Here is a 16,018-nt window from a genome sequence, read left to right as displayed (position 1 = left end):
ATGACCAAAGTGATGTCCGGCATTCGCGTCCTCGAGGTCGCGCAATTCACCTTCGTTCCGGCGGCGGGCGGGGTGATGACCGACTGGGGCGCCGATGTGATCAAGATCGAGCATCCGGTGCGCGGCGACGCGCAGCGCGGCATCCAGATGCTGCAGCGACTGGCGGTCAATCCGCAGCGATCGTCGCTGATGCAACATCCCAATCGCGGCAAACGCAGCGTCGGGATCGACATTTCGACCGAGGAAGGCCGCGAACTCCTCTATGAGATCGCGAAGACCGCCGATGTCTTCCTGACCAACTACCTGCCCTCGGCGCGGCAGAAGCTGGGGATCGACGTCGAGCATATCCGCGCCGCGAACCCCGACATCATCTATGTGCGCGGCAGCGCGTTCGGCGACAAGGGGCCCGAGCGCGACAAGGGCGGGTTTGACAGCACCGCTTACTGGGCGCGCGGCGGATCTGCGGTGCTGGTGACCCCCAAGGAACTCGACGGGCCGCTGACCCAGCCGGGACCGGCTTATGGCGACACGATCGGGGGCATGAACATTGCGGGCGGGATCGCCGCGGCTTTGTTCCACCGCGAGCGCACCGGCGAGGCGACCGAGGTCGATGTGTCCTTGCTGTCATCGGGGATATGGGCGACCGCCTGTTCGGTCGACGTCGCGATGGAACTGGGCAAGGACCCGTTCGAGAATCTGATGCCCGGCGGCGGGCAGTCGGTCGGCACCAACCCCTTCATGGGGGTGTTCAAGACGGCGGACGGCAAGTTCATCAATCTCACCGTGCTGTCGCCCGGACCCTATATCGAGGATGTATTCGGCCATCTCGGCATCCCCGAAGCGGCGCAGGACGAGCGTTTCTCGACTGCCGAGGCGATCATGGCCAATGCGGCGGAGGCCTATCCGCTCGTCAAGGCGGCGATCGCGGCGCAGCCTTACGCCTATTGGATCCAGCATCTCAAGACGATGCGCGGGCAATGGGCCGCATACCAGTCGGTCCATGATGTCGCGAGCGACGAACAGGTGCTGGCCAACGACCTGATCTTCGAAGTCGAGTCCGCAGACGGCGGCGCGCCGATCCGGCTCGTCGCGAACCCGGTGCAGTTCAATCACGCGGGCGTCGAAAACACGCGCGCGCCCGAGGCGTCCGAGCATACCGAGCTGTTCTTGATGGAACTGGGGCTCGAGTGGGACCGGATCGAGGATCTGAAAAACAAGAAGGCGATCGCCTGAGGGCGCGACGGTCATGCCCCCTCCCCTGCGTGTCGGCATCATCAGCGCCGCCTGGGGCGCCAAGGCGCATCTTCCCGCCTGGCGCAGCCTCGACGGCATCGAAGTGACCGCGATCTGTACCTCGCGGCCCGAAACAGCGGCGAAGGCGGCGGCGGATTATGGCGTTGCGCGCGCCTTCCATGATTTTCGCGCGATGGCGGCCGATCCCGAGATCGACATCGTCGATTGCGGCACGCGGCCGCCTTTGCGCTACGCGATGGTGATGGCGGCGCTCGGCGCGGGCAAGCATGTCTATAACGGCATTCCTTTCGCCAAGGATCTGGCCGACGCGCGCGCGATGCACGCCGCATGGCGCTCGGCCGGCACGGTCGCGGTGGTCGACGCCTTCATGCAGGCGGTGCCCGCGATGGTGCGGATGAAGGCGATGATCGATTCCGGCTGGGTCGGCGAGGTCTTCGGCGCCGATGTGGCGTTCGAGGTGCCGTTGTTCAGCGCCGCGCAGACCAATGTGCCGGGCTATGTCTGGTTCGCCGATCCCGCCAATGGCGCGAGCGCGGGACGCAATTTGGGTAGTCATATGCTGCACCTGCTGGTGCATTTTTTCGGGCCGGTGGCGTCGGTGACGTCCGATATGTCGCTTGCCTTGAAAGAATGGCCGCTGGACGGCGAGATCATCCGCCCCGAAGTGCCCGACCGGGCGTCGATGCTGCTGCGCCATGCCTCTGGCCTGCCGACGCGGGTCGAGGCGAACTGGGGCAAGATCGGCGGCGAGGGTTTCCGCTTTTCGGTGTGGGGGTCGAAGGGGCGGCTCGAGGCGCGCGCGCCGGTGTTTCCGATGGCGCATGATACGCGATTGTTCGGAACGCGCGATGCGGCGCTGGGCACGGCGGCGATGGACGAGATTATGGTCGAGGCGGACTATCGGGCGGTGGCGGGTTGCCATGCGGTGGCCGAGCGCCCCGAGACCGGGCTGTTCGCGCTCGCGTCGATCTTTGCGGCGATGCGCGATGCGATCAATGGCGAGGGTATGGCGGCGCCCGATTTCGCGCAGGGATTGCATGTGCAGGACGTGGTCGAAGCGGCGGTGCGCGCGAGCGACGAGCGGCGCTGGGTCGATATTCAAGCTTAGAAAAAGAACCCGTGCTCCCGCGAATGGGGGAGTCCATCACCGGCCGGCGCCACTTTGAACCGACCGGAGATGGGTACCCGTCTTCGCGGGGACACAGACCCTTTTTCCACCGCTGGATTTCAATCCCGCCGCAGCAGCATCGAGCCCGCGATAAATCCGCCGCCCATGCCGCACGCCGCGACCTTGGCGTCGGCGACCTGACGTCCGTCGGCCTGCCCCCAAAGCTGCATGCACGCCTCGTGCAGCAACCCGAAGCCGTGCAGCCGCCCGCCCGACAACTGCCCGCCGCCGGTGTTGACCGGGAAGCGCCCGCCGGGGCCGATATTGCCCTCGGCGATGAAATCCTTCGCTTCGCCATGGCCGCAGAAGCCGAGCGCTTCGAGCCAATAGGGCACGAAGATGCTGAAGCCGTCGTAGAGCGCGAGCATGTCGACGTCGGCGGGTTTCAGGTCGGTGCGTTTCCACATGTCGGCGGCGCTGTCGTGCGCGCCCATCGTCGTCAGGTCGGACCGCTGGTCCCAGGTTTCCTGCGAACCGAGCGCGGCGCCCATCGCTTCGATCGTCAGCGGCGCGCGCACGCAGTCCTTGGCGGCGTCGGCGGCGGAGACGATCACGACGCAGGCGCCGTCGATCGGCACGTCGCAGTCGAACAGGCCGAGCGGCGACGAGATCATGCGGGCGCCAAGATACTCCTCCATCGTCAGCGGGGTGCGCATGACGGCAGAGGGGTTTTGCTGCGCAAAGGCGCGCTGGCCGGTGGCAACGAGGCCGAGATGCTCGCGGGTCATGCCGAACTCATGGAAATAGCGCTGCGCCATCCAGCCCGCCCAGTTCGACGCCGACATCGCATTGGCGGGAACGAGGTAGGAGTACCAGCCGCCGAGCCGGGCGCGGCCGGCGCCGGGGATGCTCGCGCGCCGGGTCGCGGTCTGCGAGCTGCTTTCGGTGAGCGCGCGGAAACAGAGCACGTGCCGCGCCTGCCCTGTCGCGACCGCCATCGCCGCGACCTGGATCGGCGCCATCTGCGACGGACCGTCGGGGACGGCGCTGTGCCAGCGGGTCTTGAGGCCGAGCGCATTGCGCACCTCGCCGGTGCCGAGCGGCGACATGCCCGGCGAATTGTCGGCCTTGCCCGGATAGGTCGAGATGCCGTCGATATCGTCCTTGGTGAGGCCCGCACAGTCGAGCGCGCGTTTGACGGCCTCGGCGAGATGGAGGATCGCAGGGCGGTTCGTCTTGCGGCCGATGTCGGACATGCCGACGCCGGTGATGGCGGCGTTCAGGGTCATTGCGCGGGCTCCCACTGCGGGAACCAGACATCGTCGACGTTGGCGAAGGCCACGCGCACGGCCTGCCCTATCCTGACGGTTTCTGGGTCGGTGTTCACCACCTCGGCGGTGACGCGAACGCCCGGGGCGCCGTCGAGATCGACCACTGCGAGCGCGAAAGGCACCGGCATGTCGGGCATCCACTGCTGGTAGTTCACGGTGTAGGTATAGACGGTACCGGTGCCGGGAACGGTTTTGAATTCAACCGCTTCGCTCCAGCACTTCGGGCAGACGAGTTGGGGCGGATGGATCGCATGATCGCAATCGCCGCAAAAGGCGATGATGAGTTCGCCTTGCGCGCCGCCGGTCCAGAAGGCGGTGTTTTCGGGGGTGAGTTCGGGGAGTGGTCGCATCGATTTTCCTGCAAAACGATCTTGGAAGTTCAAACCTGGAGCGTGGCACCGCCGCTTACGCGGAGCGTTTCGCCGGTGACGAAGCTTGCGCCCGGCGACACGAGCCACAGCATCGCCTCGACGATGTCGCGCTCCTCGCCTTCGCGTTGGATGATCTGCATCGCCATCACATGGTCGACCACCGGCTGCGGCAGTTCGGCGCGGATGGTGTCGGTGAAGATCAGTCCCGGCGCGATCGCGTTGACCCGGATGCCATCGGGCGCGAGTTCGTTCGCGAAGGAGACGGTCAGGCCGCGCACCGCGAGCTTCGAGACGCCATAGGCCTTTTGCGCGCCATAGGCCGCCATCGAGGCGATGTTGACGATCGATGCGCCTTCGCGCCCGGTCATGAAGGGCCGCGCGCCGAGCGTGCAATAGACGACGCCCCAGACATTGACCTCGAACATTTGCCGCGTGCGTGCGGTACCGAGTTTACCGATGAATTCATTCGCCTCGGCCGAATGGATGCCGGCATTGTTGATCAAGATATCGATGCCGCCATGACGATCGGCGATGTCGGCCATCGCGGCGCGAACGCCCTCCTCGTCCGCGACATCGACCATGACAGCCTCGGCGCCATGGCCGATTTCGGCGGCCGCCGCCTTTGCCGCAGCTTCGTCGAGATCGAGCTGCACCACCCGGGCGCCGCGCTCCGCGAGCGCCATGCCGAACGCCTTGCCAAAGCCGCGCCCGCCGCCGGTGATGACGGCGACCTTGCCCGTCAGATCATGCACGATCACGGCCTTCTCCGCCTGCGGCAGCCGCCGTCTTTGGCAGCAGCAATGCGACCAGCACGGCGGCGGTGCACAGCGCGGCGATGACGATGACGGTGATGTCGTAGGCGAAGGGCGACGGATAGCTTTCCTTGCCACGGCGAGCGATGTCGACGGCCAGCAGCGTGGTCACCATCTGTGCGCCGATGCCCATGAAGAGCTGGCGGATGACGGTGAGCAGGCCCGAAATCTCGCTGATCCGTTCGGGCGGCGAGGCCTGGGCGATGATCGTCGGGGCGACCGAAAAGAGCATGGTGGTGCCGAAGCTGATGACGATGAGCTGGACGACGACCTTCCCGAAGCTGTCGACATCCATGACGAACCAGAGCAGCCAGCCGGAGACCGTCACGATCCCGCCCGCGATCAGCGCAAAACGTCCACCACCGCGCGCCGCGAGCCAGCCGCCGAGTGGCCCGGCGAAGACCGAGCTGAGGTTCGACGGCAGCTTGGCGACGCCCGCGAGCGTCGCGGTGAAACCAAGGCCGGCGATCGTCCAGAGCGGCGCCTGCATCAGCAGCGAGAAGAAGACGGTGATCTGGAGTGTGCTCATCGCGACGAGCGCGGTCACCGCGCTGCCGACCGCGATGGTGCGGTCCGAAAAGCTGCGCACCGCGATCAACGGATTCGGGCTGGCGAGGCTGGCGCGCAACCACCAGAGGGTGAGCAATATCCCTGCGCCGAGCGCCGCGAGCGGCAGCGGGGCGGCCCAACCCCAGTCCTTGCCCATGGTGAAATAGACGAGGACAAGTGCGACGCCGGGCGCGAAGGCAAGGCCAGAGAGCCAGTCGACGGGTTGGCTCGCGGCTTGGCGCGGCGAGCGTGGCAAGAGGCCGGCGATCGCGACCGCGGAGACGGTGCAGAGGCCCGCGCTGGCGAAGAAGACGCCGTGCCAGCTGAAATTGTCGACGATCACGCCCCCGACGACGAGCCCCGCCGCGGTGCCGATCGAGGCGCCCGAGATCATCAGCCCGATCGCCATCGGCGCGCGGTCCTTGCCGGCATTTTCGTGGACGAGACCGATGCACAGCGGCAGGATCGCGCCGGTGACGCCCTGCATCAGGCGCCCCGCAAGGAGCACCGGGAAATTGGTCGACAGCGCGCTGATCAGCGAGCCGACCGCGCCGATGACCAGCACCACGACGAGCACCTGCCGCCGCCCGAACAGGTCGCCGAGACGCCCGACGATCGCGGCGATCGCCGCGCCGACGATCAGATAGCCGGTGATCAGCCAGCCGACCATCGCGGGGTTGCCGAAATCCTCGATCAGCTTCTTGAGCGCGGCGAGGATCATCGCGGTCTCGAACGAGCCCGTGACCTCGGCGATCCAGAGCGCGCCGATGATGAGCGGAAGATTGCGGCGCGGTGTCACCCTAGCCCGCGATCGCCTTGGCGCCCTCGGGCACCCCTACCTGTGCGGCGCGGACCTCGATCAGGTCGACGCCGATGTCGGCCGGCAGGCCGATGACCGAGAGCAAAGCCTTTGCCATCGATTCGGGGGTCGCGCCCTCGCCCGTCATCGACGCATGGCCGGTTTCGACGATCTTTTTGTAAAAGGCGGCGACGGTTTCCTGCGACCAGCTCTTGCCGCCCGACCCGCCCTTGACCGACCCCGAGCGCAGCACGGTGACGCGGATGTCGTCGCTGCGCAGTTCGTCGCGGAGGCCATGGCAGAGGGTTTCGACCGCCGCCTTGGTCGCGGCGTAGAGCGCCAGCATCGGGAACGGCATGTTCACCGACTCGCTGCTGATCGCGATGACCTGACCCTTGGTTGCGCGCAGATGCGGGATCGCGGCGCGGATCAGCCAGGAAACGCCGAGGATGTTGATGTCGATATGGCTGCGGATCATCTCGTCGCTGCCCGCTTCGAAGGCGAAGGGGTGGAAGATGGCGGCATTGGCAACGACGACATCGATGCGGCCGAAATGGGTGGCCGTCTGCGCGACGGCGGCGTTCACCGCCTCCGACGAGGCGACATCGCAGGCGATCGGCAGCACGGCATCGCCATATTCGGCGGCGAGGGTCTCGAACTCCTCCGACGGACGTGCGAGGCACGCGACCTTCACGCCCGCCGCGACAAGCGCGGCGACGAAATGTCGTCCCATTCCTTTTGACGCGCCGGTTACGACGGCGACCTTGCCGCTCAGCCCTTCCATCCCGAATCCCCTGATTTTTGGTCTTTTCGTTTCATTTTTGACGATACGTCAATTTTTTGCCATATCGCAACCCCGCTGTTAGGATGGCGGCAAGATTTCGGGGCAGGATCACCTATTTGACGCAGACACAGGCTATTACGACGGCACCGACCCCGCCCGAGCGCAAGCTCGGCGCAAAGGGGCAGCGGACACGGCAACAACTGATCGAGGCGACGGTCGACCTGCTCGAAACGCACGGATTGCGCGACGTGTCGGTGGTCGACGTCGCGCGCGCAGCGCAGACGTCGCCCGCAACCTTCTATGTCTATTTCAAAGGGGTGCCCGAGGTGGTGCTGGCGGCACTCGAGCATGCGAGCCAGACCTCGCCCGCGCTCGAAGCGGTGATCGCGCGCGACTGGCTGGCCCCCGGTGCCGAGGAAGCTGCGGCGGCGTTCGTCGAGGAATATACCGGCATCTGGAATCGCAACCGGACGATCTTCGTCGTGCGCAACCTCGCGGCCGAGGAGGGCGATGCGCGTTTCTATGAGGCGCGCATGACGCAGGCGCGTCCTATGATGGATGCGATCAGCCAGCAGGTCGTACGCGCGCAGGCCGCAGGACGGACACCCGCGCACCTGTCGCCGCGGTCGTGCGCGGGCACGGTGCTGATGATCCTCGAGCGCCTGTCGGCGATCGGGCCGATGAGCAGCCATTCGGACGGTGTCGGCTATGCCGATCTGAAGGCGGCGGCGGCGCATAGCATCGCGATGATGCTGGGCGCGCGGGGGTGAGAGATATTTCCCCTTCCGCTTGCGGGAGGGGCAGCGAGACTTGCGAGCTTGCTCGCTAGTCGCAGCGGGGAGGGTTGGCGAGGTCACAGGCCCTCCCCTAACCCCTCCCGCAAGCGGGAGGGGAACATTAGCCCGCCGCTTCCGCGATCATCTTCTGGATGTCGAGTACGCCGGTCGCCAAACCACCCGCGAGGCCCGCGTCGACGGGCAAACACACGCCGCTGATGAAGCTCGCGGCGTCGCTGTTGAGCAGGATCAGCGGCAGCGCCTGTTCCTCGGCGGTCGAATAGCGGCCCTTGGCCTTCGCGAAGGCGCCGAGCACCGCGTCGCCCGCCACTTTGCGGAATTCACCGAGCATCGGGGTGTCGATCGGGCTGGGCATGGTGCAGTTGATGCGGATGTCGCGACCGATCAGGTCGGGGGCGCGGACCTGCGTCCAGGTGTTGATCGCTTCCTTGGCGAGGCTGTAGGGGTCGCCCACTTCCTCGGCACGGTCGAGATACCATTGACGCGCCTCGGCAAAATCCTCGATCGCGATGAATTCGCGCAGCAACGGCTGGCGCGTCAGCCATTTCATGCCGCCGAGCGACGAGACCGAGACGATCGCGGCGCCGGGGTTGAGGTGCGGAATCCATCCCTCGGTCCAGGCGCGGATGCCGAGGAAGTTGACGGTGACGACATCCTCACCGGGGAAGGTCTGCGGCAGGCCCGAGACGTTGAAGACCGCGTCGATCTTGCCGCCGATCTTGTCGATACCCGCCGCGATGGCATCGGGGTTCTTGAGGTCGACGGTGGTAAAGCTCGCGAGATTGACCGGCGAGGGTTTGATGTCGGCGCCATGCACTTCGGCGCCGAGGTCGACGAGCGCGCGCGCGGCGGCTTCGCCGGTGCCCGAGAAGCAGCCCATCACGACGACGCGCTTGCCCTTATATCCCAAAATGTCGGTAGCCATGTCCCAAACCTTTCCTGATTGTGTCGGATCGCCGCTATGCGAGCGCGGCAAATTTCGTGTTCGCGAGGCCGCCCATCGCGTCGGCCATCAGCGCCGCTTCGCGCACCTCGTGCGCGTTGCAGAGGATGATCGCGGGGGCGGTGGCGATGGTGCCTGCCGCCACGGCGGTGCGAAAGGCCGTCCAGGCGGCGCGATAGTCTTCGAATTCGGCGCCGAGTGTGGCTTCGATTTCCTGCTTCTCGGCCGCGTGAAATCCCGGTTCGAAACGTTCGATCGCGCGCCACCATTTGATCAGCCGCGCCATGCCCTTTGCCTTTACCGCCGCCTGCTGGTCGGCGAGGCGCGGGACGATGGTGTCACGAATATCGTCGAGCGCGATGGCGAAGCTGCGGTCGTGCGATCCCTGCGGCGCGTCGGGCATTGTGACGGACGGCAGCGCAATGCCCGCGGCTTCTGCCAAGGCGTTCGAGAGGACGCGGCGGTGGATCGTCGAATAGACGAGGTTCATGCCGAGATTGGGCGGCGGCGGCGCGTCGGGATCGTCGTAGCGCGAGCGGCGTGCGAAGCTGGTCTGGAACAGCAGCCGCCAATAGCGGAGGCGCGGCAGGTCGACTTTGTGGCCGCCTGCGGCCTCATAGGCGGCGAAGGCCTGCGGGAGCGGCACGAAGCCCTGAAACAACATGCGCAGCGCCAGCATCGCGAGGTCGGCCATCGGGTCGCCATAATGGACGAGTTCCCAGTCGAGCAGCGCGGTGACTTTGTCGCCTTCGTAAAGGAAATTGCCGGGGCCGGCGTCGCCATGGACGATGACCGGCGCAGGCATGTCGGCCGGAATATTCGCCTCGAGCCAGTTCAGCGACAGGTGGATCAGCGGGTCCCAGCCCTTGCCGCCGTTGCCCGCGCGCAGCTCGGCGATGCGGCGACGGATGAAGACCTCGGCGGGTTCGACCGGGCCCATGCCGTCGATCGGGTGCGCGCTGACGTCGATGCGGTGGAGCGCGGCGAGCTGCGCCATGAAATCCTGCGCCAGCGTGTCGCGCTGCGCGGTATCGGCGATCGCGCCGAAGCGGTCCTTGCCCGGGATCATGCCGCAGACCAGCGCACGCTGGTCGGGCACCGAGGCGTAATAGGGCGCGACGCGGACGCCGGCGTGGGCGAGCGGACCCGAGAGCGCGCGGAGCACTGCAGCTTCGCGCAGGAAGGCGGCGTCGTCCCCTGCCCCGGCCTTGTGCACGTCGTAGTTCATATAAGCGCTGGCGGTGCGGCGGTCGGGCCATTGAAGATCGAGTTCGGCGCCCTCGCGCGAGGCGCCGCCGCCGCCGCGCGGGCGAACCGCGACAACGCGCGCGCCGCTGGCGTTTTCGACCGCGGCGGCAAGTCCCGGTGGAAGGAGGTCGTGCGGGGTCATCCGACGATCTTCGCTTCGCGGAACGCCGCGATCTCGGCGTCAGAATAGCCGATTTCGCGCAGGATCTCGTCGCTATGCTCGCCGACCGCGGGGCAGCAGCGCTTGAAGACGACAGGGATTTCGCCGAAATTCCAGAAGGCGCCGGGCTGTTCGACGATGCCGTAGAGCGGTTGCGGCAGCACCGAGACGAGGTTCAGTTCGCGATTGCGCGGATCGTCGAAGAAGCGGTGCATCGCATTTTCGAAATTGACCGCGTCGGCGGGGACGCCTGCGGCTTCGAGCGCGGCGATCAGGTCGTCGGCGTCGCGGGCTTTCGCGGCCACTACGAAATCGTCGCCGAGCAGGTCGCGCATCGCGGCCTGCTGGTCGGGCTTGAGCGCGGCGACCGCGACCCATCCGTCGACGCATTCGAAGATGCGGTGGTAAGGCGAAAAGCCGGTCTGGTCGCTGGTGAGGTGATAGGTTTCGGTGAGTTCGCCGTCGGCGCCGATCAACCGTTCGCCCTGGGTGAAGGCGGCCATTCCGAGCAGCGAGGTCTGGGTCGTGTAGCCACGCCCGGTGGTGCGCCTGGTGTAGAGCGAGGCCATGAGTTCGACGAGACAGCTTTGCGCTGTGGAAACGTCCATCGTGCCGGGGCGGTTGAAGATGGGTTTGTTGCCTTCGCCGCCATTTTCGAATTCCCAGCCGGCGATCGCGTTGAAGATCGAGTCATAGCCGGGCCAGTTGCCGCGCGCGCCGCGCTGGCCATAAGCGCTGGCATAGTTGAAGGCGACGTCGGGATTGTATTGGCGGATGCCTTCTTCGCTGAGGCCGAGCTTCGCCGCGCCCTTGAAGCGCATATTGTGGTGGACGAGTTCGGCCCACTGGATCAGCCGTTCGAGGATCGGCTGGGCTTCGGGCCTGGTGAGGTCGAGCGCGAGACTGCGCTTGCTGCGCGCCGCGGCCTGATAATAGCGGTGCATGAAGCGGATGCGGTCGCCGGTCAGCGCCTCGACCTTGATGACATTGGCGCCCATGTCGCCCATCATCGACGGCCCCATCGGCCCGGCGAGGAACATGCCGAGGTCGAGCACGCGGACGCCTTCGAGGACTTCGGCGGGGGCAGCGTTGGAAGCAGGCGCGGGTTTGGCGGTCCAGACGCGGTCGCCGCCTTCGCCGAGGCGCGGCGCCGGCCGGCCCTGCGGCAGGTCGGCGTCGGTGTGGAACGGGACGTTGGGCTGGCGGGTCCGACCGAGATCGGGATCATCGACTTCGACGACATAGCCGTTTGCTTCAACGTCGTCGTGGCGAAGCATCTCGCCCATCGGAAAGGCCGGTTCGGCGGCGATGTCGGCGGCGCGGAGGTCGGCGAGCCAGTTTTCGAGCGGACGGAGCTTGAAGGCGTCGGCTTGACCGGCTTCGGTTTCGAGGTCGATCTCCGCCTCGGCCATGACGTCCCACATCGTCGGCATCGTCGCATAGTCGAACTGGCGGGTCGGATCCATGATCTGGAGCCAGTCGCCGCCCTGGCATTGGAAAAGCTGCTGCGAAATCGGGCGGGCGCCGGGTGGATAGGTGATCGGGTTCGGCATCGGCCCCTCGCTGTTGCGCGCCCAGACGAGGGGAAGCGTCGCGAGGAAGCCCTGAAAGATCGAGGTGTGCGCGGGGCCGCCCTGCCCCGTCTGCAATCGCATGACGAGCCGCGCGAGCAGGCCGGCGGCGGCGAGATGCGCGGCCGACCAACTGCCTTGCTGGTAACGGTAAACGATCGGGCCGGGACGGTAGCCGTCATTCTCGTACATCGCGCCGACGCGTGCGGCGACGAGCAGTTCGTCGTCGCTGCGTTCGACATCGGGATGGTTCGCGGGCGAGCCGGTGATCGCGGTGACGACGAGATGCGGATGGCGCGCGGCGAGGCTGGCGTCGTCGAGGCCGAGCGCTTTCGCGCGCGACGGGGTGAACTGGTGCAGGAGCGCGTCGGCGCAGGCAAGGCGCTCATTCAGTGCGACCAAGCCTTCAGGCGTATCGAGGTCGAGCACGAGGCTCTTCTTGCCGCGGTTCCAGTTGGCGAAGGGCGCGGTGCCGCGCGCGGGGTCGCCGCCGGGGCGTTCGACCTTGAGGACATCAGCGCCGAGTTCGGACATCATCAACCCGGCGACCTGGACCGCCATGCCCTCGCCGATCTCGACGATGCGAAGGTCGCCGAGCATCGGTCAGGCCTTCTTGAAGTTGGGCAGGACCCAGTCGTCCTGGATCGGGGTCCAGTCGACGGTCACCTTCATCCCGATATGGACTTCTTCGGCATCGCAGCCCGAGACGTTCGCATTCAGGCGGGTGCCCGGCGCGCCGTCGAGGTCGACGACGACGGGGACATAGACATAATCCTCGCCATTCTTCGGATTCTTGTTGCAGATCGCAAAACTGAACACCGTCGCGGTCCCGGGGAGCGCGGGCCACTCCTTCGCGCGGCTGCCGCATTCGGGGCAGATCGCGGTCGGCGGCATGCGGAAATGGCCGCAGTCGCCGCACTGGCACGCGGTGAGCTTATGCTCTTTCGCCGCCTGCCAGAAGGGCTCGGTATCGGGGTTGGTGGTGATGCGAATCTGGTCGCCGGGAAGCGCGCGGGCGGGGCCATAGGTCATGTCGGTCAGTCCTTGCGCAGGATGAGGCTGGAGACGGGGAGCGACGCCGGGCCGCCCGAGACGAGCGCAAATTCGGCGTCCTTGACCTGATTGATCGCGGTGCCGCGCACCTGTTCGACGCCCTCGACGATGTGGGTCATGCCGATGATATAGGCTTCGTTGAGATTGCCGCCGTGGGTGTTCACGGGCACGCCGCCATTGACGCCCTTGCCGGTCGCGGGATCGTAGCGCAGCTTACCCGACAGGACATAATCATTGCCCTCGCCCTTCTCGCAAAAGCCATAATCCTCGAGCTGCATCAGCACCATCGGGCTGAAATGATCGTAGATCAGCGCGACGTCCATGTCCTTCGCCGACAGGCCCGACTGCGCCCATACGCGGTCGGCGGTGAATTTGTGGCCCGAGCTGGCGAAATGCGGGTCGGGCATGCCCATCCATGCGAACGCCCTGCCCCATTCGCGCTGGCCGCCATGCGCGGCGGCGTGGACCACCGCGGGCTTGTGGCGACAGTCCTTGGCACGGTCCATCGTCGTCGTGATCACCGCGACCGCGCCGTCGGTTTCGAGGCAGAAGTCGAGCCGGCGCAGCGGATCGGCGAGCATCACCGAGGCGTCATATTGCTCCTTGGTCAGCGGTTCCTTGCGCACCGCCTTCGGCCGGTTGTGGGTGTTGGCGCGGGTCGCCATCACGACCTCGCCGAACGCGTCCTGCGTCGTGCCGTAAAGATGCATGTGGCGACGCGCGAGGACAGACATCAGATGGCCGGGGCCGACGAGGCCCGAGGGCTGGAGGAAGCTGTTTTCGGGATTGGGCGCCGCCGAGCCGAAGACGACGCCGAGCCGATGCTGCGGCAATTGCTGCAGCGCCATCAGCGTGACGGTGTAGGTGCAATCCTCGTTCATCAGCCCCGCGGTCGCGAGGCCGATCGCGCCGGGGCAGCCGCCGCCGCCGCTGGTCAGCGTCGCCGACCAGCTGATGTGCGGCATGCCGAGGGTTTCCATGAGCGACGCGGTGTCGAACTTGTCGAGATAGCCGGCACCCGCGGTCGAATAGTAAGAGAAGCCGTCGATCTGCTTGTGGCTGATCCCCGCGTCGGCGCAGGCGTTCATGATCGCCTCGGCCGCCATGTCGTTGATCGTGCGCGGCCAGCTTTTGCCGCGGACATAATAGTCGGTCGCCCCGATCCCGACGATCGCGCACTTGTCCTGATTCACCCAGGCCATGCTTCTCTCCCGATTCCCAGTTATCTAACTAGGTTGGATATGATGCCTAGGCCATATTGTCCAGCCGTCAAGCGAAATGGAGTTTGCGATACTTGCCGCGGAAATAGAGCAAGGGGTCACGACGCGGTTCGAAAATGGCCTTGAGCACGCGCCCGACAAGGAGAAAATGGTCGCCGCCGTCGTGCACCGCGTCGCGCGAACATTCGAAGCTGCTGAGCGACCCGGTGAGCACCGGGGTGCCATATTCACCGACTTCCCATGGGGTGACGCCGAAGCGATCCTCGCCCTTGCCCGCGAAGCGATTCGAGGTCGGCTGCTGGCCGATCTGGAGCACATTGACCGCGAAGCGTTCGGCGTCGCGAAGATAGGGCGCACTGCCGGCATTGTTGGCGATGCAGACGAGCAGCAACGGCGGGTCGAGCGAGACCGAGGTGAAGCTGTTTGCGGTCAGCCCGATCGGCGTGCCGTCGGGGCACATCGCTGTGACGACGGTGACCCCGGTCGCGAAACAACCGAGCGCGTCGCGGAAGGTGCGCGCGTCGCTGCCGGCGCGAAATTCGGGCGAACCGCGCGGGGCGCGGCGTTCGAGGAAATCGATGAGATAGCCGCCGAGCGCGTCGGCGCGGTCGTCGGTGACGACGAGCGCGCTATTCTCGACCTCGACGAGTTCGCCGTCGGGAAGCTGGGCGACGAAAGCGGCGGCATCGCCCTTTGAGACCAGTTCGCTGATCGCACCGCGCACATAGAGCGTCGGCAGCGCGATCTTTGCCGCGACCCCGTCGAGCCGCTCGGCCATCGCCGAGGTGTCGAGCGTGTCGAACAGGCGGACGTCCCATTGCGCCTGTCCCGGCGCGAGCGTCGCGGCTTCGCGCAGCCGCTCGCCGACGCGCTGCGCCACCTGCGGATCGACATGGACGGGCGAGTCGACGAGGACGAGGCCCGAAGCGAGGACCGCAGCGTCGCGTTCGAGCGCGGCGCTGGCGATCCAGCCGCCAAGGGTCGAGGCGACGACGACCGGGCGCGTGCCCATCTGCGACAGCACGGCGCGCAGATCCTCGACCAGCGCCTCGAAATCATAGCGCGCGTCCTCGGGCCATTCACTGCCGCCATGACCGCGCAGGTCGAGGCTGATGACGCGACGCCCGGCCTGTTCGAGCGAATTCGCAACGCTCGCCCACACCGCGCGCGTTTGCCCGGCGCCGTGGAGCAGCAGCACCGCCGGGTCATTCTCGGCGCCGATCACCTCGGCTTCGAGCCGAACACCTGCGAAGCCGCGATACTCAACGATGCTCATGCCTGATCCTTCTTTGCCGCTCCGGTCAGGTGCAGCCATGCGTCGAACTGGTCCGACCGGCGCCGCATCATCAGCCGGGCGATATCGGCATCACCGTCGATGATCGCCGTACACAGGCTGCGCTGCATGGCGCGCGTGCGTTCGCGCCGGTCAGGATCGGCGTAGAGGTCGCTGCCGCGTTCGTCGAGGCCAAAGCTGTAGCCGATTTCGAGGATCAGCTCGACGACAGGATTGCCGCTCATGCCCGAGATCAGACGCGCCATTTCGACCTCGGCCGCGATCAACTCGCGCGGCGTGTCGCGGTCGTCGATCGTGGCGACGAAGGCCTGCAACGCTTCGACATCGGCAACACTGCGGAGCCGCGCGGCGGCGACGGCAGCCTCTTCGGACACCGGACGGGTGACCTGGATGACATGGCCGAGATGCGCGCCCTTCATGCGCAGGAAGCGCGCGAGCGAATGGATCGCGTCGCGCGCGTCGGGGCGCTCGGCGTAATAGCCGCCCTGCGCGCCGCGGCGGATGCTGATCAGGCGGTCGCGCTCGACGAGCTTCGCGGCCTGGCGGAGCGTCGGGCGGCTGACCCCGAAACGCGCGAGCAGATCGTCCTCGGCACCGAGGTGCGTGCCCGGATCGGATGCGAGGCTGAGATTTGCAAGGTCGCGCGCGGTACGGCTGGCGAGGGTTTCGCCGGGCCGGCGGAGTTCGGAGCTTGTTGTCATAACAGATATCTATTTATTCGCCC

At 66.6% G+C, this 16,018-nt stretch carries 15 protein-coding genes; 3 read left to right on the top strand and 12 right to left on the bottom strand.

Going from position 1 to position 16,018, the window contains the following annotated elements; translation table 11 throughout:
- Positions 1 to 1,233 (top strand): CaiB/BaiF CoA transferase family protein, encoded by a 1,233-nt coding sequence (locus AC07U1_RS14825; protein WP_495175969.1) that lies wholly within the window; start codon positions 1 to 3, stop codon positions 1,231 to 1,233.
- Positions 1,234 to 1,246: 13 nt separating this feature from the next.
- Entirely contained in the window at positions 1,247 to 2,362 is a 1,116-nt protein-coding gene (locus tag AC07U1_RS14820; RefSeq protein ID WP_495175970.1) for a Gfo/Idh/MocA family protein, read from the top strand.
- Between the two features lie 119 nt (positions 2,363 to 2,481).
- On the opposite strand, the gene AC07U1_RS14815 is transcribed toward AC07U1_RS14820, so the two are convergent.
- The 5 genes from AC07U1_RS14815 to AC07U1_RS14795 are packed head-to-tail and all read right to left on the bottom strand — an operon-like array spanning position 2,482 to position 7,008.
- The gene (locus AC07U1_RS14815; protein WP_495175971.1) at positions 2,482 to 3,651 is read right to left on the bottom strand and encodes a thiolase family protein; all 1,170 of its coding nucleotides are present in this window, start codon (positions 3,649 to 3,651) and stop codon (positions 2,482 to 2,484) included.
- Entirely contained in the window at positions 3,648 to 4,043 is a 396-nt protein-coding gene (locus AC07U1_RS14810; protein ID WP_495175972.1) for a Zn-ribbon domain-containing OB-fold protein, read from the bottom strand. Before AC07U1_RS14810 ends, AC07U1_RS14815 begins: the two co-directional genes overlap by 4 nt.
- A gap of 29 nt (positions 4,044 to 4,072) precedes the next feature.
- Positions 4,073 to 4,822: an SDR family NAD(P)-dependent oxidoreductase gene (locus AC07U1_RS14805; protein ID WP_495175973.1), complete on the bottom strand. Its 750-nt coding sequence runs from the start codon at positions 4,820 to 4,822 to the stop codon at positions 4,073 to 4,075.
- Entirely contained in the window at positions 4,809 to 6,224 is a 1,416-nt protein-coding gene (locus AC07U1_RS14800; RefSeq protein ID WP_056347508.1) for an MFS transporter, read from the bottom strand. Before AC07U1_RS14800 ends, AC07U1_RS14805 begins: the two co-directional genes overlap by 14 nt.
- A 1-nt stretch (position 6,225) precedes the next feature.
- On the bottom strand, positions 6,226 to 7,008 hold the full coding sequence (locus AC07U1_RS14795) for an SDR family oxidoreductase (RefSeq protein ID WP_056347510.1): 783 nt from the start codon (positions 7,006 to 7,008) through the stop codon (positions 6,226 to 6,228).
- Between the two features lie 116 nt (positions 7,009 to 7,124).
- Between AC07U1_RS14795 and AC07U1_RS14790 the strand changes: the two genes are divergently transcribed.
- The gene (locus tag AC07U1_RS14790) at positions 7,125 to 7,778 is read left to right on the top strand and encodes a TetR/AcrR family transcriptional regulator (RefSeq protein ID WP_187139929.1); all 654 of its coding nucleotides are present in this window, start codon (positions 7,125 to 7,127) and stop codon (positions 7,776 to 7,778) included.
- A 127-nt stretch (positions 7,779 to 7,905) separates the two neighbouring features.
- Here AC07U1_RS14790 and AC07U1_RS14785 read toward each other — a convergent pair whose 3' ends face one another.
- The 7 genes from AC07U1_RS14785 to AC07U1_RS14755 all read right to left on the bottom strand — a co-directional run bounded on the left by AC07U1_RS14785 (position 7,906) and on the right by AC07U1_RS14755 (position 15,995).
- Positions 7,906 to 8,730 (bottom strand): coniferyl-alcohol dehydrogenase, encoded by an 825-nt coding sequence (locus AC07U1_RS14785; protein ID WP_495175974.1) that lies wholly within the window; start codon positions 8,728 to 8,730, stop codon positions 7,906 to 7,908.
- A 34-nt stretch (positions 8,731 to 8,764) separates the two neighbouring features.
- Positions 8,765 to 10,138, bottom strand: a complete 1,374-nt coding sequence (locus tag AC07U1_RS14780) for a phosphotransferase family protein (protein WP_495175975.1) — start codon at positions 10,136 to 10,138, stop codon at positions 8,765 to 8,767.
- Complete coding sequence (locus AC07U1_RS14775; RefSeq protein WP_495175976.1) at positions 10,135 to 12,327, bottom strand: CaiB/BaiF CoA-transferase family protein; 2,193 nt, start codon at positions 12,325 to 12,327, stop codon at positions 10,135 to 10,137. The genes AC07U1_RS14780 and AC07U1_RS14775 overlap by 4 nt, the downstream gene beginning before the upstream one ends.
- A 3-nt stretch (positions 12,328 to 12,330) precedes the next feature.
- Positions 12,331 to 12,759 carry a Zn-ribbon domain-containing OB-fold protein gene (locus AC07U1_RS14770; RefSeq protein ID WP_187139925.1) on the bottom strand — a complete coding sequence of 143 codons (429 nt, stop codon included), beginning with the start codon at positions 12,757 to 12,759 and terminating at the stop codon, positions 12,331 to 12,333.
- 5 nt (positions 12,760 to 12,764) lie between these two features.
- Complete coding sequence (locus tag AC07U1_RS14765) at positions 12,765 to 13,982, bottom strand: thiolase C-terminal domain-containing protein (RefSeq protein ID WP_495175977.1); 1,218 nt, start codon at positions 13,980 to 13,982, stop codon at positions 12,765 to 12,767.
- 67 nt (positions 13,983 to 14,049) lie between these two features.
- The gene (locus tag AC07U1_RS14760) at positions 14,050 to 15,276 is read right to left on the bottom strand and encodes an alpha/beta fold hydrolase (RefSeq protein ID WP_056347523.1); all 1,227 of its coding nucleotides are present in this window, start codon (positions 15,274 to 15,276) and stop codon (positions 14,050 to 14,052) included.
- Positions 15,273 to 15,995 carry a FadR/GntR family transcriptional regulator gene (locus AC07U1_RS14755; RefSeq protein ID WP_495175978.1) on the bottom strand — a complete coding sequence of 241 codons (723 nt, stop codon included), beginning with the start codon at positions 15,993 to 15,995 and terminating at the stop codon, positions 15,273 to 15,275. Before AC07U1_RS14755 ends, AC07U1_RS14760 begins: the two co-directional genes overlap by 4 nt.
- Positions 15,996 to 16,018: the final 23 nt, after the last annotated feature.

It is taken from the genome of Sphingopyxis sp. GW821-FHT02C12, assembly GCF_059421785.1.
The sequence above is the reverse complement of the archived record's forward strand: the minus strand, read 5'-3'. Positions and strand labels throughout refer to the sequence as shown.

Coding starts and splice junctions, on each gene's coding strand:
- AC07U1_RS14770 (WP_187139925.1), bottom strand. CDS start 12,759: ATGACCTATGGCCCCGCCCGCGCGCTTCCCGGCGACCAGATTCGCATC.
- AC07U1_RS14825 (WP_495175969.1), top strand. CDS start 1: ATGACCAAAGTGATGTCCGGCATTCGCGTCCTCGAGGTCGCGCAATTC.
- AC07U1_RS14820 (WP_495175970.1), top strand. CDS start 1,247: ATGCCCCCTCCCCTGCGTGTCGGCATCATCAGCGCCGCCTGGGGCGCC.
- AC07U1_RS14755 (WP_495175978.1), bottom strand. CDS start 15,995: ATGACAACAAGCTCCGAACTCCGCCGGCCCGGCGAAACCCTCGCCAGC.
- AC07U1_RS14785 (WP_495175974.1), bottom strand. CDS start 8,730: ATGGCTACCGACATTTTGGGATATAAGGGCAAGCGCGTCGTCGTGATG.
- AC07U1_RS14775 (WP_495175976.1), bottom strand. CDS start 12,327: ATGCTCGGCGACCTTCGCATCGTCGAGATCGGCGAGGGCATGGCGGTC.
- AC07U1_RS14815 (WP_495175971.1), bottom strand. CDS start 3,651: ATGACCCTGAACGCCGCCATCACCGGCGTCGGCATGTCCGACATCGGC.
- AC07U1_RS14760 (WP_056347523.1), bottom strand. CDS start 15,276: ATGAGCATCGTTGAGTATCGCGGCTTCGCAGGTGTTCGGCTCGAAGCC.
- AC07U1_RS14765 (WP_495175977.1), bottom strand. CDS start 13,982: ATGGCCTGGGTGAATCAGGACAAGTGCGCGATCGTCGGGATCGGGGCG.
- AC07U1_RS14795 (WP_056347510.1), bottom strand. CDS start 7,008: ATGGAAGGGCTGAGCGGCAAGGTCGCCGTCGTAACCGGCGCGTCAAAA.
- AC07U1_RS14780 (WP_495175975.1), bottom strand. CDS start 10,138: ATGACCCCGCACGACCTCCTTCCACCGGGACTTGCCGCCGCGGTCGAA.
- AC07U1_RS14810 (WP_495175972.1), bottom strand. CDS start 4,043: ATGCGACCACTCCCCGAACTCACCCCCGAAAACACCGCCTTCTGGACC.